Source organism: Streptomyces sp. NPDC048415, assembly GCF_040651675.1.
In the GTDB taxonomy this organism is placed as follows: Bacteria; Actinomycetota; Actinomycetes; order Streptomycetales; family Streptomycetaceae; genus Streptomyces.
In genome coordinates this window covers 1-19,011 of record NZ_JBEZKJ010000025.1, presented here as the reverse complement: position 1 = coordinate 19,011, position 19,011 = coordinate 1, and the positions used below count along the sequence as shown (strand labels likewise).

General features: G+C 71.3%; 22 protein-coding genes. 17 read left to right on the top strand and 5 right to left on the bottom strand.

Annotated features, from left to right (window positions below):
- Positions 1-35: 35 nt before the first annotated feature.
- The 3 genes from AB0D27_RS18685 to AB0D27_RS18675 all read left to right on the top strand — a co-directional run bounded on the left by AB0D27_RS18685 (position 36) and on the right by AB0D27_RS18675 (position 2,650).
- A complete protein-coding gene (locus AB0D27_RS18685; RefSeq protein ID WP_362509468.1) occupies positions 36-1,058 on the top strand; it encodes an ABC transporter ATP-binding protein in 1,023 nt (340 codons plus the stop codon).
- An 82-nt stretch (positions 1,059-1,140) separates the two neighbouring features.
- Positions 1,141-1,962, top strand: a complete 822-nt coding sequence (locus tag AB0D27_RS18680; protein WP_362509465.1) for an ABC transporter permease — start codon at positions 1,141-1,143, stop codon at positions 1,960-1,962.
- Between the two features lie 34 nt (positions 1,963-1,996).
- Complete coding sequence (locus AB0D27_RS18675) at positions 1,997-2,650, top strand: AAA family ATPase (RefSeq protein WP_362509462.1); 654 nt, start codon at positions 1,997-1,999, stop codon at positions 2,648-2,650.
- A 455-nt stretch (positions 2,651-3,105) separates the two neighbouring features.
- Here AB0D27_RS18675 and ybaK read toward each other — a convergent pair whose 3' ends face one another.
- The 4 genes from ybaK to AB0D27_RS18655 form a co-directional block, all read right to left on the bottom strand.
- Positions 3,106-3,606, bottom strand: a complete 501-nt coding sequence (gene ybaK / locus AB0D27_RS18670) for a Cys-tRNA(Pro) deacylase (protein WP_362509459.1) — start codon at positions 3,604-3,606, stop codon at positions 3,106-3,108.
- A gap of 23 nt (positions 3,607-3,629) precedes the next feature.
- On the bottom strand, positions 3,630-4,370 hold the full coding sequence (locus AB0D27_RS18665; protein WP_362509456.1) for an LON peptidase substrate-binding domain-containing protein: 741 nt from the start codon (positions 4,368-4,370) through the stop codon (positions 3,630-3,632).
- 11 nt (positions 4,371-4,381) lie between these two features.
- Positions 4,382-5,422, bottom strand: coding sequence for a hypothetical protein (locus AB0D27_RS18660; protein ID WP_362509454.1), 1,041 nt, complete (start codon positions 5,420-5,422; stop codon positions 4,382-4,384).
- 174 nt (positions 5,423-5,596) lie between these two features.
- Positions 5,597-7,177, bottom strand: coding sequence for an oxidoreductase (locus AB0D27_RS18655; RefSeq protein ID WP_362509451.1), 1,581 nt, complete (start codon positions 7,175-7,177; stop codon positions 5,597-5,599).
- 192 nt (positions 7,178-7,369) lie between these two features.
- Here AB0D27_RS18655 and hisD point away from each other — a divergent pair, with 192 nt between their 5' ends.
- The 10 genes from hisD (at position 7,370) to AB0D27_RS18605 (ending at position 15,166) form a co-directional block, all read left to right on the top strand.
- Entirely contained in the window at positions 7,370-8,710 is a 1,341-nt protein-coding gene (gene hisD, locus AB0D27_RS18650) for a histidinol dehydrogenase (RefSeq protein WP_362509448.1), read from the top strand.
- Entirely contained in the window at positions 8,707-9,813 is a 1,107-nt protein-coding gene (locus AB0D27_RS18645; protein WP_362509445.1) for a histidinol-phosphate transaminase, read from the top strand. The genes hisD and AB0D27_RS18645 overlap by 4 nt, the downstream gene beginning before the upstream one ends.
- Positions 9,810-10,403, top strand: a complete 594-nt coding sequence (gene hisB / locus AB0D27_RS18640; protein ID WP_362509442.1) for an imidazoleglycerol-phosphate dehydratase HisB — start codon at positions 9,810-9,812, stop codon at positions 10,401-10,403. The genes AB0D27_RS18645 and hisB overlap by 4 nt, the downstream gene beginning before the upstream one ends.
- A complete protein-coding gene (locus AB0D27_RS18635) occupies positions 10,400-10,564 on the top strand; it encodes a hypothetical protein (protein WP_189187717.1) in 165 nt (54 codons plus the stop codon). The genes hisB and AB0D27_RS18635 overlap by 4 nt, the downstream gene beginning before the upstream one ends.
- A complete protein-coding gene (gene hisH, locus AB0D27_RS18630) occupies positions 10,555-11,202 on the top strand; it encodes an imidazole glycerol phosphate synthase subunit HisH (protein ID WP_362509677.1) in 648 nt (215 codons plus the stop codon). Before AB0D27_RS18635 ends, hisH begins: the two co-directional genes overlap by 10 nt.
- The gene (priA, locus tag AB0D27_RS18625; protein WP_362509439.1) at positions 11,199-11,924 is read left to right on the top strand and encodes a bifunctional 1-(5-phosphoribosyl)-5-((5-phosphoribosylamino)methylideneamino)imidazole-4-carboxamide isomerase/phosphoribosylanthranilate isomerase PriA; all 726 of its coding nucleotides are present in this window, start codon (positions 11,199-11,201) and stop codon (positions 11,922-11,924) included. Before hisH ends, priA begins: the two co-directional genes overlap by 4 nt.
- Positions 11,921-12,319, top strand: coding sequence for a RidA family protein (locus AB0D27_RS18620; RefSeq protein ID WP_362509436.1), 399 nt, complete (start codon positions 11,921-11,923; stop codon positions 12,317-12,319). Before priA ends, AB0D27_RS18620 begins: the two co-directional genes overlap by 4 nt.
- Positions 12,316-13,071: an imidazole glycerol phosphate synthase subunit HisF gene (gene hisF, locus AB0D27_RS18615; RefSeq protein ID WP_362509433.1), complete on the top strand. Its 756-nt coding sequence runs from the start codon at positions 12,316-12,318 to the stop codon at positions 13,069-13,071. The genes AB0D27_RS18620 and hisF overlap by 4 nt, the downstream gene beginning before the upstream one ends.
- 122 nt (positions 13,072-13,193) lie before the next feature.
- On the top strand, positions 13,194-13,781 hold the full coding sequence (locus AB0D27_RS18610; RefSeq protein ID WP_362509430.1) for a helix-turn-helix domain-containing protein: 588 nt from the start codon (positions 13,194-13,196) through the stop codon (positions 13,779-13,781).
- A 26-nt stretch (positions 13,782-13,807) separates the two neighbouring features.
- A complete protein-coding gene (locus AB0D27_RS18605) occupies positions 13,808-15,166 on the top strand; it encodes an MFS transporter (RefSeq protein WP_362509427.1) in 1,359 nt (452 codons plus the stop codon).
- 3 nt (positions 15,167-15,169) lie between these two features.
- Here AB0D27_RS18605 and AB0D27_RS18600 read toward each other — a convergent pair whose 3' ends face one another.
- Positions 15,170-15,805, bottom strand: coding sequence for a TIGR03085 family metal-binding protein (locus AB0D27_RS18600; protein ID WP_362509424.1), 636 nt, complete (start codon positions 15,803-15,805; stop codon positions 15,170-15,172).
- A 108-nt stretch (positions 15,806-15,913) separates the two neighbouring features.
- Here AB0D27_RS18600 and hisI point away from each other — a divergent pair, with 108 nt between their 5' ends.
- The 4 genes from hisI to AB0D27_RS18580 all read left to right on the top strand — a co-directional run bounded on the left by hisI (position 15,914) and on the right by AB0D27_RS18580 (position 18,953).
- A complete protein-coding gene (gene hisI, locus AB0D27_RS18595) occupies positions 15,914-16,324 on the top strand; it encodes a phosphoribosyl-AMP cyclohydrolase (protein ID WP_362509421.1) in 411 nt (136 codons plus the stop codon).
- Positions 16,325-16,335: 11 nt separating this feature from the next.
- Positions 16,336-17,823 (top strand): anthranilate synthase component I, encoded by a 1,488-nt coding sequence (locus tag AB0D27_RS18590; RefSeq protein WP_362509418.1) that lies wholly within the window; start codon positions 16,336-16,338, stop codon positions 17,821-17,823.
- Between the two features lie 76 nt (positions 17,824-17,899).
- On the top strand, positions 17,900-18,553 hold the full coding sequence (locus AB0D27_RS18585) for a TIGR02234 family membrane protein (protein ID WP_362509415.1): 654 nt from the start codon (positions 17,900-17,902) through the stop codon (positions 18,551-18,553).
- Positions 18,554-18,710: 157 nt separating this feature from the next.
- Positions 18,711-18,953, top strand: coding sequence for an HGxxPAAW family protein (locus AB0D27_RS18580; RefSeq protein WP_362509412.1), 243 nt, complete (start codon positions 18,711-18,713; stop codon positions 18,951-18,953).
- Positions 18,954-19,011: the final 58 nt, after the last annotated feature.

Sequence of the window (19,011 nt, the reverse complement as noted above, 5' to 3'; positions counted from 1 at the left end):
ATAACGGGGCATCGGACCCCGTAGTCTCGTTCTTCGTGAGTACGCACACGGCACAGGCAGTCCGCAACGGACACAAGGGTGATGTCGTGTGCGCGGTGCGGAGCCTGACCAAGACCTATCCCGCCGTCCGCGGACGCCGCGGCACCCCCGCGACGCCCGAGGTACGGGCCACCGACGCGGTACGCCTGGACATCCGCCGCGGTGAGATCTTCGGCCTGCTCGGGCCGAACGGCGCCGGCAAATCCACCCTTGTACGGCAGCTGACCGGGCTCATGCGCCCCGACAGCGGCAGCGTCGAGATCCTCGGGCACGACATCGTGCGCCACCCCGAGCGGGCGGCGCGGATCCTCGCCTACCTCGGCCAGGAGTCCACCGCCCTCGACGAGCTGACCGTGTCGCTCGCCGCCGAGACGACCGGGCGGCTGCGCGGTCTCGACCTCGGGCGGGCCCGCGCCGAACGCGACGCCGTACTCGACGAACTGGGCCTCACACCCCTTGCCTCCCGCCCCCTGAAGAAGCTGTCCGGCGGACAGCGCAGGCTCGCCTGCTTCGCCGCCGCGATCGTGGGGGAGCGTCCGCTGCTGGTCCTCGACGAGCCGACCACCGGCATGGACCCGGTGGCCCGCCGCGCCGTCTGGGCCGCCGTCGACCGGCGCCGCGCCGAACACGGCGCCACGGTCGTCCTGGTCACCCACAATGTCATCGAGGCCGAGACCGTCCTGGACCGCGTCGCCGTCCTCGACAAGGGCCGTGTCATCGCCTGCGACACCCCCGCCGGGCTCAAGGAGCGGGTCGCGGGCGAGGTGCGGGTCGAACTCGTCTGGCGTGAGAGCGCCCCGCTCGACGTCCCCGAGGTCGCCGCGCTGCGCGCCCGCGCTGTCGAGTCGGGCCGCCGCTGGACCCTGCGGCTGGCCCCCGAGGAGGCCCGCGCGGCGGTCGCCACGGTCACCGGAGGCGCAGCCTTCGCCGCCCTCGACGACTTCACCTTGGCCACACCGAGCCTGGAGGACGTGTATCTGGCGCTGGGCGGCAGCACGCAGGGGTTGGTGAAGGCGTGAGTGCGTGGAGCGCGGAATCCGTACGGAAGCCTGTAGGCGCCTGGAACAGGATGGCTGCCGAAGTGAAGGGGAGCAGCTCGACGTGAGTGTCGTACCCGCTGGAGTCCTGCCGGGCAGCGCGCTGCCCGTGGCCGAGGACGCCGGCGACGCCGTGGAACTGGGGGCGCGCGCGAGGCTGTGGCCGTCGCTGGCCGCCATCTACCGGGCGCAGCTCTCCCGGGCACGCGTCGCGCGGATCCCGCTGCTGTTCGTGGCCACCTTCCAGTCCGTCGGAATCATGATCATGATGCGGGGCGTGGTGGACGGCGGGGGCGAGGCGCGGGCCGTGGTGGCCGGCGCCTCGGTCCTCGTCGTGGCCTACGTCGGCCTCAACCTGCTCGCGCAGTACTTCGGCCAGCTGCGCGCCGACGGGGGGCTCGACCACTATGCGACGCTGCCGGTGCCGCCGGCCGCCGTCGTGCTCGGTGCCGCGGGCGCGTACGCGTCCTTCACCGTGCCGGGGACCCTCGCCACCGCCGTCTTCGGCTCCGTGCTCTTCGGGCTTCCGATGGCGCATCTGTGGATCCTCGCGGCGGTCATCCCGCTCTCGGGGGCCGCGCTCGCCGGGCTCGGGGCCGTGTTCGGACTGCTCGCGCCGCGGCCCGAACTCGCCACGCTGCTCGGACAGCTGGGGATGTCGGCGGCGCTGCTGCTGGGCGTGCTGCCGGGGGACCGGCTGCCGACCGTCGTGCAGTACGGCCGTGATCTGCTGCCCTCGACCTACGGCGTCGAGGCCTTCGCCCGTACGTTCGGAGCCCATCCCGACTGGGCCGCCGTCTTCGGTGACCTGGCCGTCTGCGCCGGTGTCGGGGTGGCCTCGCTTGCCCTCGCGACCTGGGCTTACCGCCGGGCGGCCGTCCGGTGACGCGGCTGACAGGCGGGCCTGGCACGATGTCAGGGTGACCGCTCCGCTGACTCCGCCTCCGCCGCCGCACCATCAGCCCCCGCACGACGCCTGGCAGGTTCCGCCAGGTGGCGCCGCGGGGTGTGCCGTGTATGAACAGGAGGGCCCCGGGATGAAGACCGAACTGCGGGAAGCCGCCGTGATCACGGTGGCAGTGGCGCTCGCGGGAGTGCTGCTCGGGGTGCTGTGGTGGTGGCTGGCGCCGCATGTGCCGCTGGTCGCGGACGACAGCGCGGTGTATCTGAAGGACACGGAGGGTGAGCAGGCCATCGGGGTCGACGGAACGTTCACTCTGCTGGCGCTGGGGTTCGGTGCGGTGAGTGCGCTGGGCGTTTTCCTGGTGCGGCGGCGTGGGGGTGTGCCGCTGGTCGTCGCCCTCGCCATCGGTGGGCTCCTCGGGTCCCTCCTCGCCTGGCGGATAGGCACCTGGCTCGGGCCCACGCAGAACGTGGTCGCCCACGCCAAGGCCGTGGGCAAGGGGGTCACCTTCTCCGCGCCGCTGAAGCTCGGCGCGAAGGGGGCGCTGCTGGCCTGGTCCGTGGCGGCCCTGGTGCTCCACCTCGGCCTCACTGCCCTCTTCGGCCCCCGGGACCCCGACCCCTACCAGAGCCCGTACCCGGCGGCCCCGCCGCCCCCTCCGGCCCCCTAGCCAAGCGTTTTGCCGCCCCCTCCGGCCCCGTAGCCAAGCGTTTTCTCGCCCCCTCCGCCCCTACCCGTCCCGTACCTGGGGGCTCCGCCCCCAGACCCCCGTATCGCGCTCCGCGCTCGTCCTCAAACGCCGGACGGGCTGGAACCCCGCAGCCGCCCACCGGCCGGAGGGGCCGTGTCGGTACATCGAATGCCCGCATCCGGACGGATCCAAGACGAAGAGCAACTCCTCACCCACAGCTGATCCGTTCGGATGCGGGCGGATGTACCGGCGCGGCCCCGACTCACCCACCGGGCGTAGGCGCTGGCGCCGGCGCCGGCGGCGGGACTCAGCCGGCACTCACGCCGGACGGTGGCCGTGGTTCGAGCGGCCCTTCTTCGTGCGCCACTTGCGTTTTCGCGTTTTCTTCGACATGTCCCTCGTACTTAACCGAGGAAGCCCCCCACGTCGAGGGCTCACGCACGCCCGACGGGCGCGAACACCGCTTCGGTGAGCTTCGCCAGATCATCTGGAGCGACCTCCACCTCCAGCCCCCGCCGCCCCGCCGAGACACAGATCGTGGCGTGCAGCCGCGCCGACGAGTCCAGCACCGTACGAAGCCGCTTGCGCTGCCCCAGCGGCGAGATACCCCCGCGCACGTACCCCGTCGTGCGCTCGGCGGCCGCCGGATCCGCCATCGCCGCCCGCTTGCCGCCCACCGCCGTGGCAAGCGCCTTGAGGTCCAACGAGCCCGCCACCGGCACCACACCCACCACGAGGGAACCGTCCACATCCGCCACCAGGGTCTTGAAGACCCGCTCCGGCGAGACCCCCATCGCCTCGGCGGCCTCCGAGCCGTACGAGGGATGGGAAGGGTCGTGGTCGTAGGAGTGGACGGTGTACGCAACGCCCGCCTCCGTCAGCGCCACCGTCGCCGGCGTACCTCCGGGCTGCTGCTTCTTCGACTTCTTCGCCATCGGCCTCGGCCTTCCCGGATGCGTCAGTTGAGGCTCGTCGGACCGCGCGTCAGGTCCGACGCCGGCAACGACGGCAGATTACGGATGATCGCGGTCTCCGCGCGCAGCAGTTTCAGCTCCTCACGCAGCCGCGACGCCGTGTCCGGCGCCTGGAGCAGCATCTGCTTCGCCGGAATGTCGAGCATCACGGCGGCCGCCACGAGGTAGGAGACGACAGCCGGCTCGTCCGGAAGGTCCGCCCCGGTGGACAGGGACCGCTCGCGCGCCCCCGCCAGCCGCTTCTGGTACTGGCGGAAGGCCCGCAGCACGCCCTCGGCGAGCGCCCCGGCCTCCTCGCCGGGGTCCTCGGGCAGCTCCTCCAGCTCGGCCGTCAGGAACGCGCCGGACGCGTCCACCGAAAGCAGCCGCACCCGCGTGGTGCCGGTCGCCAGTACCTCGAAGCTGCCGTCGGCGCGCTCCCGGATGGTCGCCGCGTCCGCGATGCAGCCCACCTCGTGGAAGGCCTTGACGGGATCGTCACCGAACCCGGCGGCGGGCCCGCGCTCGGGCACGGCGGTCAGGTCCGGCATGCCGGGCGCGGTGGGCGCGACCTCATGGCCGTCGCGGATGGCGACGACGGCGAACCGGCGCGGTTCGTCCTCGGAGGTCTTCAGCAGCTCGCGCATCATGGCGCGATAGCGCTCCTCGAAGATGTTCAAAGGAAGCACGAGCCCCGGGAACAGCACCGAGTTGAGGGGGAAGAGCGGAAGCCGGACGGTGGTCACGACGCGAAATCCTAATGGTCGCCGGAGCGGGCGCGTCCGCCGTGCCCACTCCGTGGATGCGGATCGGCGCCCCGCGGACGGAGCGGAAGGCTCGATGCGACCTCCAGACGGACGCCGTCGCGCAGCTCCAGGAACTGTCCGAGCGGGTCGTCGGAGACCCGGTCCCAGGGGAACGACGTCGCGTACGGGCCGATGAGGCGGAGCTGCTCGAGGGCGTCCCGCCAGCGCTCCAGCCGTACCAGGACGTACGTCAGCAGATTACGCACCTCCGCGGGCCACGGGTCGGCGGCCGCGTATGTCGCGGAGACCGCGATCGCGAGGTCGGCCGCCGAGTCGAGGCGCTCGCGCGCCACCACCGCCCCGCCGCCCTCGGTCAGATAGGCGAAGGCGGCCCGCACCGGCAGGGCCTGCACCAGGGAGCCCGGCAGCGCGTCCTGGGCCGCCCGCTCGGCGAAGTCGAAGCATTCCCGGTGCGAGCCGTACCAGGCGGCCGACAGGTACTGCAGGGCGGCCACATGGCAGCCGTAGTGGTGCGGGGAGCGCCGTACGGCCTCGCCCCACAGCTTCTCGAACTCGGTGTGTCCGGCATGGGTGCCCCGGGCGTGGTCGAGCGCGATCCGCCAGGGCACCGGGTCGCGCGACTCGCCCTCGGCGGCGGCGCCGATCAGCGGCCCGACCTGACGCAGCAGCTCGACACGGGCGGGCGACTCCCAGCCGCGGCGCACCGCCAGCTCGGCTTTGACGAGCAGCGCGTCCGGATCGTGCGGGGAGGCGCTCTGCCATTCCTGGAGCCACTCGTCACGGGAGCGCGCGAAGGTCGCGAGGCGCATCGCGTACCGGTCGCGGTTCTCCCATTCGGCGGCCTCGCGCGTGGTGGCGAGCAGCTTGGCGGCGGGGGCGTACTCGCCGCGGCCCGCGGCGACGAGCGCCGGACCGAGGCGCTCGTCCGGGGCGTCGAGCAGTACCTCGTCGTCGGCGGGCAGTCCGTCGGCGAGGCGCGAGGTGTTCCCGACCATCCGGGCCATGCGGATGAACGCGCGCAAGAGTGCCATGGTGTCGACCATTGAAAACCCGCAGGTCGGAGCAGTGCCAGAGATGCGCGGTGACGCTTTCGTAACCGTTGTTTGGTTGTAGGACAAGGGGTCAAGGGAGGGTAAAAGGTGAGTGCTGTTCTACTGTTGTTCCCCTGTCGCACGAGTGTTCTGGGGCAGCGTGGGCCCTGCCCGTCAGCTGCGCCGCAGCAGGCGCGTCGCCCCCGCCGCCACGGTGGTCGCCAGAACCCAGCCGAGCAGGATCACCACCGCCGCGAGCCACTGCCAGCCGCCGCGCAGCTGCCAGAAGCCGACCTGCCCGAGATCGATGACGGGCAGCAGCAGATCCAGGGCGAACAGTGAGGGGTTCCACGGGGGATGGCCATTGCCGTTGATCGGCGGATGGCTGGCGTGCGAGAAGGCGATCGACGTCGCCGCCCACACCACCGCCATCCACAGCGCGGCCCGCCCGGGCCGGTATCCGTAGGCGACCGTCCAGTCCTGCGCGTACCCCCAGAGCTTGGCGGCGAGCGGCAGGGTCTCGCGGCGGCGCCGCTGCTTGGCGAGCAGCACCTCGCGGGCGTCCTCGTCCTCGCCGCAGTTGCGCAGCACGGTGGCCAGGCGCTCGTAAGGCTCCGGGTTGTACTCGGCGGTCGCCGCCGACACCCACTCCAGGCGCCGGGTCAGCGGAAACGCGCCCTGCGGCACCAGGCTCTCGTACGTGAAGCCGCCCATGTGGAGGCTGCCGGGACCGGGCCAGCTGGACGCCCGGTCGACCAGGTTGACGATCCGCGCGCCCGAGAGCACGACCTTGCCGCGCTCCGGTCTCTCCCCGAGGAAGCGCAGCTCGGGCGTCTGGACCCGGCGCAGCGACAGCTCCTGGTCGTCGTCGAAGGTGAAGCGGGCCCGCTCGAAGTCGACGGAGTCCCCGAACCGTCCGTCGTCCAGGCGGATCCCGCCCTGGCACTCGAACCGCTGCACCAGCGTGCCCCGCGCCGGGGTGGTCCCGCTGGTCAGCAGCGGATTGCCGATGGCCGCGGGGGTCAGGTACAGGGTGCGGTTGACGGTCAGCTGGGGGGCGTTCAGGGCGAGGCGCGTGTACGGGTTGGTCAGCTTGCTGCCGCGCAGGCTGAGCGAGACACCGACGGTGGCGCCGCGCAGGCTCAGCTCGCCGTGCGACTCCAGCATCTCCGCCTGGAGGTCCTGCCCCACGGTCATGCCGTCGCCGGTGAGCGAGCGCCCCCGCCGGTCGCGGTAGACCACGGCCTGGTTGAGCAGCAGATCGGTGCCGATGTGCGCGTCGGTGAGCCGTACCCCGTTGTGGAAGCGGCAGCGCGGCAGATGCAGATCGCCCTCGGTGTGCACCCTGGCCGCCTCCAGGCGCGGCACCGAGCAGTCCACCAGCCGTACGGTCGTGAAGCGGGCCTCCGGAAGCAGGATCTCCTTCTCGAACCGGCACCCCTTCAGCTCGACGTACGGCACCACGATGCCGCCCGCGAGGTCGAGGACGTCGGTGATCTGTACGCCGGTCAGCTTCAGGGAGGAGACCCGGCCCTGCAGCGCGGGAGGGCCGTCGAGCAGCAGCCATGCCACGATCCGTGCCCGGACGCTGCGCTCGGCTCCCCAGGGATGACCCCCGTGCGGATCGTCCACGGTGGTGTCCCCGCTGCGCAGGTCGTACACGCTGCCATTGCGGAAGGCCTGCCACATTCCGGCTTCGGCGGGGGTCAGTTCGTCCGGCAGGTCCCCGCCGCGCAGGCCGGCGCCCTCAGTCACTGCACTTCCCTTCCTTCCCGGCTACTCGCCGGTTTCGTACAATCGTTCAATGCCCGCTGGGTGACGGCCCGAACGCTACTGGTGACGGGGATCCTCCAGAGAACCGAAGGTGGCTTGTATCAGCCATTGATACGGGCGTCCGGTGCCGTATCGCGGTCTGAGAGAATTGAGCACGTGCTGCACTCTTTCTCTATGGCCCGAATCGATCTGCGCGGCGACGCCCTCCCCGAGGGTTCCGCCCTGCGCGACCTGCTGCCCCGAGCCGACTTCGACGTACAGGCCGCCCTGGAGAAGGTGCGTCCCATCTGCGAGGCCGTGCATCATCGGGGCGACGCGGCGCTGATCGACTACGCCGAGAAGTTCGACGGCGTACGACTCGATTCCGTACGGGTCCCGGCCCAGGCGCTCACCGACGCCCTGGACCAGCTCGACCCGGCCGTGCGCGCGGCCCTGGAGGAGTCCATCCGCCGCGCCCGCCTGGTCCACCGCGAGCAGCGCCGTACGACGCACACCACCCAGGTCGTGCCCGGCGGCTCGGTCACCGAGAAGTGGGTGCCGGTCGAGCGCGTGGGCCTGTACGCGCCGGGCGGCCGGTCGGTCTACCCCTCGTCCGTGATCATGAACGTGGTCCCGGCCCAGGAAGCCGGGGTCGGGTCCATCGCGCTCGCGTCCCCTCCGCAGAAGCCCCGTTTTGAAAATGACGCAGCCGGCGGTCTCCCGCACCCGACGATCCTGGCCGCCTGCGCGCTGCTCGGCATCGACGAGGTGTACGCCGTCGGAGGTGCCCAGGCCGTCGCGATGTTCGCGCACGGCACCGAGTCCTGTGCCCCGGCCAACATGGTCACGGGCCCCGGCAACATCTGGGTGGCCGCCGCCAAGCGCTACTTCACCGGCAAGATCGGCATCGACACGGAGGCCGGTCCCACCGAGATCGCGATCCTCGCGGACGAGAGCGCCGACCCGGTGCACGTCGCCGCCGACCTGATCAGCCAGGCCGAGCACGACCCGCTGGCCGCCGCCGTCCTGGTCACGGACTCCGTGGCGCTGGCCGACGCGGTCGAGAAGGAGCTGGAGCCGCAGGTAGCGGCCACCAAGCACATCGAGGACCGGATCGTCCCGGCGCTGAACGGCAGGCAGTCCGCGATCGTCCTGGTCGACGGCGTCGACGAGGGCCTGCGGGTCGTCGACGCGTACGGCGCCGAGCACCTGGAGATCCAGACGGCCGACGCCGTCCAGGTCGCCGACCGGGTCAAGAACGCGGGCGCGATCTTCGTCGGCCCATGGGCACCCGTGTCGCTCGGCGACTACGCGGCGGGCTCCAACCATGTGCTGCCCACCGGCGGCTGCGCCTGCCACTCCTCGGGCCTGTCCGTCCAGTCCTTCCTGCGCGGCATCCACATCGTCGACTACACGAAGGACGCGCTGGCCGACGTCGCGCATCACGTGGTGACGCTGGCGGAGGCGGAGGACCTGCCGGCCCACGGGGCGGCGATCAAGGCCAGGTTCGGTTGGAAGGTTCCGGAGAGCAAGTGACTGGCATCGACGATCTCCCCGTACGGGACGAGCTGCGCGGCAAGTCCCCCTATGGCGCGCCCCAGTTGGACGTCCCCGTACGGCTGAACACCAACGAGAACCCGTACCCGCTGCCCGAGCCGCTCGTCGAGCGGATCGTCGAGCGGGTGCGCGAGGCCGCCCGAAACCTCAACCGCTACCCCGACCGGGACGCGGTGGAGCTGCGCACCGAGCTGGCCAAGTACCTGACGAAGACCGGCAGGCACCGGGTCGGCATCGAGAACGTGTGGGCGGCGAACGGCTCCAACGAGGTCATCCAGCAGCTGCTGCAGACCTTCGGCGGACCGGGCCGTACGGCGATCGGCTTCGAGCCCTCGTACTCGATGCACGCGCTCATCTCGCGCGCGACGGGGACGGGCTGGATCCCGGGCCCCCGGAACGAGGACTTCACGATCGATCCGGCCGCCGCCGAGCAGGCCATCGCCGAGAACCGGCCGGACGTCGTCTTCATCACCACCCCCAACAACCCCACGGGCAACGCGGTCCCGCCCGAGACCGTCCTCGCGCTGTACGAGGCCGCGCAGGCCGCGAGGCCGTCCATGGTGATCGTGGACGAGGCGTACATCGAGTTCAGCCACGGCGACTCGCTGCTGCCGCTGCTCGAAGGTCGGCCGAATCTCGTCGTCTCGCGGACCATGTCCAAGGCCTTCGGCGCGGCGGGGCTCCGCCTCGGCTATCTCGCCGCGCACCCGGCCGTCGTGGACGCCGTCCAGCTCGTACGACTGCCGTACCACCTGTCGGCGATCACCCAGGCGACCGCCCTGGCCGCCCTGGAACACACCGACACGCTGCTGGGGTACGTGGAGCAGCTGAAGACCGAGCGGGACCGGCTGGTCAGCGAGCTGCGTGCGATCGGGTACGCGGTGACCGAGTCGGACGCGAACTTCGTGCAGTTCGGGCGGTTCGCCGACGCGCACACGGCCTGGCAGAAGATCCTCGACCGGGGCGTCCTGGTCCGGGACAACGGCGTACCCGGATGGCTGCGGGTCTCCGCCGGAACTCCCGCCGAAAACGACGCGTTCCTCGACGCGGTACGTGAACTGAAGAAGGAGCAGAGCGCATGAACCGCGTAGGACGTGTGGAGCGGGTGACAAAGGAGACGTCGGTCGTCGTCGAGATCGACCTCGACGGATCCGGCAAGGTCGATGTGTCGACAGGTGTCGGCTTCTACGACCACATGCTCGACCAGCTCGGCCGGCACGGTCTGTTCGACCTGACCGTGAAGACCGAGGGCGACCTGCACATCGACTCGCACCACACCATCGAGGACACCGCCCTCGCGCTCGGCGCCGCCTTCAAGCAGGCGCTCGGCGACAAGGTGGGGATTTATCGATTCGGCAACTGCACGGTCCCGCTGGACGAGTCCCTCGCCCAGGTGACCGTCGACCTGTCCGGGCGTCCGTACCTCGTACACACCGAGCCCGAGAAGATGGCGCCGATGATCGGCGAGTACGACACGACGATGACCCGGCACATCCTGGAGTCCTTCGTCGCCCAGGCCCAGATCGCCCTGCACGTGCACGTGCCCTACGGGCGCAACGCGCACCACATCGTGGAGTGCCAGTTCAAGGCGCTCGCCCGCGCGCTGCGCTACGCCTCCGAGCGCGACCCGCGCGCCGCCGGCATCCTCCCCTCCACGAAGGGCGCGCTGTGACCGGCCTGTCGAGCATCCTGATCGTCGTCGGACTCTTCCTCCTCGGCGGCATCTACTCCTTCGTCAAGCAGCAGATGCCCAAGAGCCTCATCGTGCTGCTCTCCATCGGCGCCGCGATGTGTCTGGTCGCGGGCGTCATGAGGCTGGAGGTCTGGAATTGAGCGCACCCAAGAAGGTCGTCGTCTTCGACTACGGCTTCGGGAACGTCCGCTCCGCCGAGCGCGCCCTCGCGCGCGCGGGTGCCGATGTCGAGATCACGCGCGACTTCGACACGGCCATGAACGCGGACGGGCTGCTGGTGCCGGGCGTCGGCGCCTTCGCCGCCTGTATGCAGGGGCTGAAGGAGGCGCGCGGCGACTGGATCGTCGACCGCCGCCTGTCCGGCGGCCGCCCCGTCATGGGCATCTGCGTCGGCATGCAGATCCTCTTCGCGCGCGGCATCGAGCACGGCGTGGAGAGCGAGGGCCTCGACGAGTGGCCCGGCTCGGTCGAGCCGCTGCGGGCGGACATCGTGCCCCACATGGGCTGGAACACGGTCGAGGCACCGGCGGGATCGCAGCTCTTCGCGGGGCTCGAGGCCGACGCGCGCTACTACTTCGTCCACTCCTACGCCGTCCACGACTGGTCCCTCGAGGTCACGAACCCGGCGATGCGGGCACCCCTGGTGACCTGGTCTACGCACGGCAAGCCGTTCGTGGCGGCCGTCGAGAACGGCGCGCTGTGGGCCACCCAGTTCCACCCCGAGAAGTCCGGCGACGCCGGAGCCCAGCTCCTCACCAACTGGATCGGAACACTGTGAGCAAGCTCGAACTCCTCCCCGCCGTCGACGTCCGCGACGGCCAGGCCGTCCGCCTCGTCCACGGCGAGTCCGGTACGGAGACCTCGTACGGCTCCCCGCTCGAGGCAGCCCTCGCCTGGCAGCGGTCGGGCGCCGAGTGGCTGCACCTGGTGGACCTGGACGCCGCGTTCGGTACCGGCGACAACCGCGCGCTGATCGCCGAGGTGGCCTCGGCCATGGACATCAAGGTCGAGCTGTCCGGCGGTATCCGCGACGACGACACCCTGGCCGCCGCCCTGGCCACCGGCTGCACCCGGGTGAACCTCGGCACCGCCGCGCTGGAGACCCCGGAGTGGGTCGCCAAGGTCATCGCCCAGTACGGCGACAAGATCGCGGTCGGTCTCGACGTACGCGGCACCACGCTGCGCGGCCGCGGCTGGACCCGCGACGGCGGCGACCTCTACGAGACGCTGGAGCGGCTCAACTCCGAGGGCTGCGCGCGCTACGTGGTGACGGACATCGCCAAGGACGGCACGCTCCAGGGCCCCAACCTGGAGCTGCTGCGCAATGTGTGTGCGGCGACGGACCGCCCGGTCGTCGCCTCCGGCGGGGTGTCCTCGCTGGACGATCTGCGGGCCATCGCCGAGCTGGTGCCCCTCGGTGTCGAGGGCTCCATTGTCGGGAAGGCCCTGTACGCCAAGGCGTTCACCTTGGAAGAGGCCCTGGAGGCGGTAGCCAAGTGAGCGATGTGCGACGTGTCACGACCGGCGCGCCCTGGGAGGACGCTTTTGGCTACTCCCGCGCGGTGGAGCTGCCCAACGGCCTGGTGCTGGTCTCCGGCTGCGCCTCCGTGATCGACGGAGCGATCGTCGACAGCGACCCGTACGAGCAGGCGGTCAACTCCTTCAACGTCGCGCTCGCGGCGCTGGGACAGATCGGCCTCGGCCGCGACGACGTCGTCCGTACGCGTATGTACGTCACCCACGCCCGGGACGTGGAGGAGATCGGCCGCGCTCACAAGGAGCTGTTCGACTCCGTCCGTCCCGCCGCGTCCATGATCATCGTCTCCGGCTTCGTGGACCCGCGTCTGGTCGTCGAGGTCGAGGTGGAGGCGTTCCGAGGAGCATCCGCAGCATGACCCTTGCCGTACGAGTCATCCCCTGCCTGGACGTGGACAACGGCCGGGTCGTCAAGGGCGTCAACTTCCAGAACCTGCGCGACGCGGGCGACCCCGTCGAGATGGCCAAGGTGTACGACGCCGAGGGCGCCGACGAGCTGACGTTCCTGGACATCACGGCCTCCTCCGGCAACCGCGAGACCACGTACGACGTGGTGCGCCGCACGGCCGAGCAGGTCTTCATCCCGCTCACCGTGGGGGGCGGTGTCCGCGCCGCCGAGGACGTGGACAAGTTGCTCCGGGCGGGTGCGGACAAGGTCGGCGTCAACACGGCCGCGATCGCCCGGCCCGATCTGATCCGGGAGATCGCGGAGCGGTTCGGGCGGCAGGTGCTGGTGCTGTCGGTGGACGCCCGCAGGACGCCGGCCGGCACCTTCGAGGTCACCACTCACGGTGGTCGCAGGGGTACCGGTATCGACGCCGTCGAGTGGGCCCATCAGGCCGCCGAGCTGGGCGCGGGCGAGATCCTGCTCAACTCGATGGACGCGGACGGCACGAAGGACGGCTACGACATCGAGATGATCGAGGCCGTCCGCAAGCACGTGACCGTGCCGCTCATCGCCAGCGGCGGCGCGGGCCGGCTCGCCGACTTCCCCCCGGCCGTCGCCGCGGGCGCCGACGCGGTGCTCGCCGCGTCCGTCTTCCACTTCGGCGATCTACGGATCAGCGAGGTGAAGGAGACGCTGCGCGGGGCGGGGCATCCGGTCCGCTGATGTCGCACTGCCCGCGGTAAGCCCCGGTCACCTGGTGGTCGGGGCTTACTCACGGGTGGATACGAAGGAAAAGTTGCGCAATAAATATTGCACAAATTTCCTTTCACATCTAGCGTGCAGTCATGGCCAAAAAGGAGAACCGGCGCGTCACGAATCTGGGCACGCTCAAGGCGCTCGCCCATCCGTTGCGGATGAAGCTGTACAGGGCCCTGTTCGTGGCCGAGGCGGCGACCGCCTCGCAACTCGGTGAGCTTGTCGACGAGGCCCCCTCGCTGGTCAGTTACCACCTGCGCAAGCTCGCCGAGCATGGGCTGATCGAGGAGGCCGAGCCGCGGAGTGGGGACGGTCGTGAGCACTGGTGGCAGCCCGCGTCCTGCGGTGTGACTGTCCGCGACGAGGACTTCCGCAGCGCGCCCGAGGAGTCGGCCGCGCACACCGCGTTCACCCGGCTCCTCGTCGACCAGCGCAGTGATCTCTACCGGCGTTATGTGGACGAGCGGCACGCCTGGGGCCCCGAGTGGAGCACCGCCGCATCCGACTCCGAGTCCACGCTGCGGTTGACGGCGGCCGAACTTGCCGAGCTCAACGAGGAGTTGCTCTCTGTCGTCAGGAAGTACGACGAGAAGGGCCGCGCCGACGAGAAGGCCGGTGACACCGAAGCGCGCGAGAACGTCGCCCTGCACTTGTACAGCTTCCCGTTCCGCGCCTGATTCAGCGTCTGAGAGGACCTCGTCCCGTGACCGCGATCGGCACACTTTCGGCCCCGGCTCCCGCCGCCCAGAGACCCGCTCATCGGGATCCCAACGTCCTGCGCTGGCTCGCCGCCTACATGTCGTCGATGATCGGTGACAACGTCTACTACATCGCGCTGTCCTGGGCGGCCGTGCAGTCCGGAACGGCCGCGCAGGCCGGTGTCGTGATGACGGTGAGCGCCGTGCCGCGGGCCCTGCTGATGCTCGGCGGGGGTGTGATTGCCGACCGGTTCGGGCCGCGCAAGGTCGTCATCGGGAGCGACGCCGTGCGCTGCGCGGCCGTCCTCGCCGTGGCCGCGCTGCTGTTTGCGACGAGCCCGGGGCTGTGGCTGCTGGCCGTGCTCTCCCTCGTCTTCGGCACCGTCGACGCGGTCTTCATGCCCGCCGTGGGCGCCCTCCCGGCCCGCGTCACCAGCCGCGACCAGCTCGCCCGCGTCCAAGGCATGCGTGGTCTCGCGATTCGCTTCGCCAACGTGGCCGGCGCCACGCTCGGCGGCCTCTGCGTGGCCCTCGGCGGCGCGGCGGCGGCGTTCGGGCTCGCGGGGATGCTCATCGCTCTTTCCGTGCCGTTGTTGATCTCCGTACGGATGACGGACCTTCCCACAGACGCCGCGGGCGGCGCGCACGACATGGACGGCGCGGGTGTGGCAGGAGCTTCGGCCGACAAGGAGCACGCGCGCGTGGCCGCCGACAAGACCGGTGCGGGGGCCGTACAGGCGAAGCCCGCCGGAGCCCCGGCCTGGCGGGACCTGCGCGACGGCCTCGGCTACATCCGGCGCCACCGTGTCCTCGCCCCACTTATCGCCGCCATCGCGCTCGGCGACCTCGGCTTCGTTGGACCGCTCAACGTCGGCCTGACCCTGCTGGCCGACCAGCGCGGCTGGGGCGCGTCCGGGATGGGCTGGGTGCTCGCCGGCTTCGGGACCGGCGCGGGGGCCGCCGCGCTGCTGCTGACCGTGCGGGGGCGGCTGCCGCGCGCGGGACGCGTGGCCGCGGTGGCGCTCCTGGTGGGGTCGGTCGCGATCGGCGCGCTCGCGTTCGTGTCCAGCGTCGCCGCGGCCGTCGTCGTCGCTCTGTTCGTCGGACTGTTCGCCGGGCTCAGCGGCGCCCTGTGCGGCGCCTTGTTGCAGACCCAGACCGACCCCGCCTACCTGGGCCGCGTAAGTTCCGTCTCCGGCATCGTCAGCCTCGGTCTCGCTCCGCTCAGCATGCCGCTGACCGCCGCCGCGATCGGCTGGTGGGGCACCGGCCCGGTCTTCGTCACCAGCGCCGCGGTCTGCGGCCTCGGCGGGGTCCTCGCCCTCTGCGTCGGACCCCTGCGCCGGGCCGAACTGACCAAGTAGCCCTCAGATGCCCAGTTGCTTCGTCTCCTGCAGCTTGGCGATCGCATCCTTGTCGCCGTCCAGCTGCACGTCGGCCTCCTTCTGGCGCCCGTACGCGAACAGCAGCAGCTCCGAGGGCTCGCCGGTCACCGTCACGACCGGCGTGCCCCGGTGCGCGACCGCCGTCTGGCCGTCGGGGCGGCGCAGTACGAGGCCGGTCGGGGTGCCGCGGCCGGTCAGCCGGGCCGTGCGCTCCAGCCGGGACCACAGGGCGTCCTGGAAGACCGGGTCCAGTTCGCGCGGCGTCCAGTCGGGCTGTGCGCGCCGTACGTCCTCGGTGTGGACGTAGAACTCGACCGTGTTCGACGCCTCGTCGATCTGCTTCAGCGAGAAGGGCGAGAAACGTGGTGGCCCCGTACGGATCAGCTGGATCAGCTCCTCGTACGGCTTCGCCGTGAACTCCGCCATCACTCGCTCCAGGCGGGGTGCGAGCTGCTTGATCAGTATTCCGCCGGCCGCGTCGGCGCGCCGCTCGCGCACCACCACGTGCGCGGCGAGATCCCGGGCGTTCCAGCCCTCGCACAGCGTTGGGGCGTCCGGTCCCAGGGCTTCCAACAGATCGGCGAGAAGGAGTCGTTCACGCTTGGCATGGGTCGACATACCAGCCAGCCTACGACCGGCCGCCCGGTCCGCCCAGTAGGGCGCCGGCGGGGTCCGTCCTGTGGACAACCGAGGGGTACGTCCGCCCGGCGCGGCACAATGGCATCCATGACCAGCACGCCTCCGCCCAGCAGGCCCAGCAGGCCCAGCAGCCTGGACCCCGACATCGTCGCGCGCCTCAAGCGCGGCGCCGACGGGCTCGTCCCCGCCATCGCCCAGCAGTACGACACCGGTGAGGTGCTGATGCTCGGCTGGATGGACGACGAGGCGCTGCATCGCACGCTCACCACGGGCCGCTGCACCTACTGGTCGCGCAGCCGCCAGGAGTACTGGGTCAAGGGCGACACCTCCGGTCACTTCCAGCACGTGAAGTCCGTCGCCCTGGACTGCGACGCCGACACGGTCCTGGTGAAGGTGGACCAGGTGGGCGCGGCCTGCCACACCGGCGCCCGCACCTGCTTCGACGCCGACGTGCTGCTCAAGGACGCCGATTCCGGCGTACCGTCACTGGATCAGTAAGGTCAGCCGCCATGGACCTCGAGACGTTCCGCAAGCTGGCCACCGACCGCCGTGTGATCCCCGTCAGCCGCAAGCTGCTCGCGGACGGCGACACGCCGGTCGCGCTCTACCGCAAGCTGGCCGCCGAGCGCCCCGGCACTTTCCTCCTGGAGTCCGCGGAGAACGGCCGCGCGTCCTTTTCGTGGTCTCGCTACTCCTTCGTGGGCGTCCGCTCCGCCGCCACCCTCACCGAGCGCGACGGACAGGCGCACTGGCGCGGCACACCGCCCGTCGGCGTCCCCGTCGACGGCGACCCGCTCGTGGCCCTGCGCGCCACGATCGAGGCGTTGCACACGCCGCACGGCGAGGGCCTGCCCCCGTTCACCGGCGGCATGGTCGGCTATCTCGGCTACGACATCGTGCGCCGCCTGGAGAAGATCGGCCCCGGCGAGCGCGACGACCTGAAGCTGCCCGAGCTGACCATGCTGCTCACCAGCGACCTCGCGGTCATGGACCACTGGGACGGCTCGGTCCAGCTGATCGCCAACGCGATCAACCACAACGACCTCGACACGGGCGTCGACGAGGCCTATGCCGACGCCGTCGCCCGCCTGGACGCCATGGAAGCCGACCTCTCGCGCGCCGTCTCGCAGCCGCCCGCCGCACTCCCGCCGTCCGAACTGCCCGAGTACACCGCGCTGTGGGGCGGCCCCGACTTCCGGGACGCCGTCGAGGACATCAAGGAGCGCATCCGGGCCGGTGAGGCCTTCCAGGTCGTCCCCTCCCAGCGCTTCGAAACGCCGTGCACGGCAAGCGCGTTGGACGTGTACAGGGTCCTGCGGGCGACGAACCCCTCCCCGTACATGTACCTGTTCCGTTTCGACGGCTTCGACGTCGTGGGCTCCTCCCCGGAGGCCCTCGTCAAGGTCGAGGACGGGCAGGCGATGGTGCACCCCATCGCGGGCACCCGGCCGCGCGGCGCCACCGTCCAGGAGGACCAGGCCCTCGCCGACGAACTGATCGCCGACCCCAAGGAGCGCGCCGAGCACCTCATGCTCGTCGACCTCGGGCGCAACGACCTGGGCCGGGTCTGCGAACCGGGCTCCGTCGAGGTCGTCGACTTCATGTCCATCGAGCGGTACTCGCACGTGATGCACATCGTGTCCACGGTGACCGGCCGGGTCGCGGCGGGCCGTACGGCCTTCGACGTGCTCACCGCATGCTTCCCCGCGGGCACCCTCTCCGGAGCGCCCAAGCCGCGCGCGATGCAGATCATCGACGAACTGGAGCCGTCCAGGCGGGGGTTGTACGGCGGCTGCGTCGGCTACCTCGACTTCGCGGGCGACTCCGACACCGCCATCGCCATCCGTACGGCCCTGTTGCGCGACGGCACGGCGTACGTCCAGGCCGGCGCCGGCATCGTCGCCGACTCGGACCCGGTCGCCGAGGACGACGAATGCCGGAACAAGGCGGCGGCGGTGCTGCGCGCGGTGCACACGGCGAACCGGCTCGGGCGGTAGGAAGCGGCGCAGGTCGGGCAGTAGGACGAGGCTCACGTGAACCCCGGGTGACGGTTCGCCCGGGGTTCAGGCGATAGTGGAGTACGTGACTGCTGTACCGCATCCCCGATCCGAAGCCGCCGGACCCGACAGGTCCGGCCGCCGCAGCCTCGCCGTGGCCCTGCTCAGCGGCGCGCTCGGCGCGGCCGTGGCCCTGCTGTCCACCCGGCAGAGCTGGTCGGAGGGCACCGCGACGGTGGCCGGCGGCGACTTCCCGCTGACCGCCAAGGGCAGCGACGTCACGGGCGTGCCCGCGGCGCTCGCCATAGTGGGCCTCGCCGCGCTCGTCGCCGTCTTCGCCGTACGCCGCTCCGGCCGCCTGCTGGTCTCCGCCCTGCTCGCCCTCTCCGGCGCGGGCACGGTCGTAGCGGCCGTGCTCGGCGCGAGCGACAGCTCCGCGCTCGACGAGAAGGCCGCGGCGGCCTCCGGCAACACCGCCGCCACCGCGGACGCCCTCAGCCACACCGTCTGGCCGTACATCGCGGCCGCGGGCGGCGCGCTCATCCTCCTCGCGGGACTGCTCGCGCTGCGCTACGGACGGCTGTGGCCCGCGATGTCCGGCCGCTACGAGCGCGACGGCACACCCCGGCCGCGCAAGGTCAAGCCGGTCGACCCGGACCGCCCCGAGGACCTCTGGAAGGCCCTGGACCGGGGCGAGGATCCGACGGGACCGGATCCGGCCGGGACCTGACTCCCGCCACCCCGCAGCCGTACCCCGCAACTTCCTTCGTGACCTGGCCGAACCGACGCGCGAGGAAAGACCCCCCGCTCACGGCGAAGGCGCGCGTACGGGACAATGGACGGTGAGCGTCCGACTCACACACGCATACAGCAACGAGGAGCAAGTCATGGCGGGCAGCAGCCACGGTCACACCCCGGCCGCCTGGACCGGTGTCATCATCGCCTTCATCGGTTTCTGCGTCGCGGGCGCCTTCACGGTGATGGCCAACCCGCTGGGCTTCTGGGCCGGCATGGTCGTCGTCGTCCTCGGCGGTGTCGTCGGCATGGCCATGCGGGCGGCGGGCCTGGGGCAGCCGAAGAAGACCGTCTCCCCGCAGTCGGGCCGCGAGGCCGTGGGCGCCGAGGGCTGACCCACCCAGAGCTTGGTGAGAGGCGGCCCCGGCGTACTGCCGGTGCCGGTCCGTCCTC

Bases quoted from the DNA above. Each gene is read 5' to 3' on its own strand.
- AB0D27_RS18600 (WP_362509424.1), bottom strand. From the start codon at position 15,805: ATGTCGACCCATGCCAAGCGTGAACGACTCCTTCTCGCCGATCTGTTG.
- AB0D27_RS18590 (WP_362509418.1), top strand. From the start codon at position 16,336: ATGGACCTCGAGACGTTCCGCAAGCTGGCCACCGACCGCCGTGTGATC.
- hisD (WP_362509448.1), top strand. From the start codon at position 7,370: ATGGCCCGAATCGATCTGCGCGGCGACGCCCTCCCCGAGGGTTCCGCC.
- AB0D27_RS18580 (WP_362509412.1), top strand. From the start codon at position 18,711: ATGGCGGGCAGCAGCCACGGTCACACCCCGGCCGCCTGGACCGGTGTC.
- AB0D27_RS18610 (WP_362509430.1), top strand. From the start codon at position 13,194: ATGGCCAAAAAGGAGAACCGGCGCGTCACGAATCTGGGCACGCTCAAG.
- hisF (WP_362509433.1), top strand. From the start codon at position 12,316: ATGACCCTTGCCGTACGAGTCATCCCCTGCCTGGACGTGGACAACGGC.
- AB0D27_RS18660 (WP_362509454.1), bottom strand. From the start codon at position 5,422: ATGGCACTCTTGCGCGCGTTCATCCGCATGGCCCGGATGGTCGGGAAC.
- hisI (WP_362509421.1), top strand. From the start codon at position 15,914: ATGACCAGCACGCCTCCGCCCAGCAGGCCCAGCAGGCCCAGCAGCCTG.
- hisB (WP_362509442.1), top strand. From the start codon at position 9,810: ATGAACCGCGTAGGACGTGTGGAGCGGGTGACAAAGGAGACGTCGGTC.
- ybaK (WP_362509459.1), bottom strand. From the start codon at position 3,606: ATGGCGAAGAAGTCGAAGAAGCAGCAGCCCGGAGGTACGCCGGCGACG.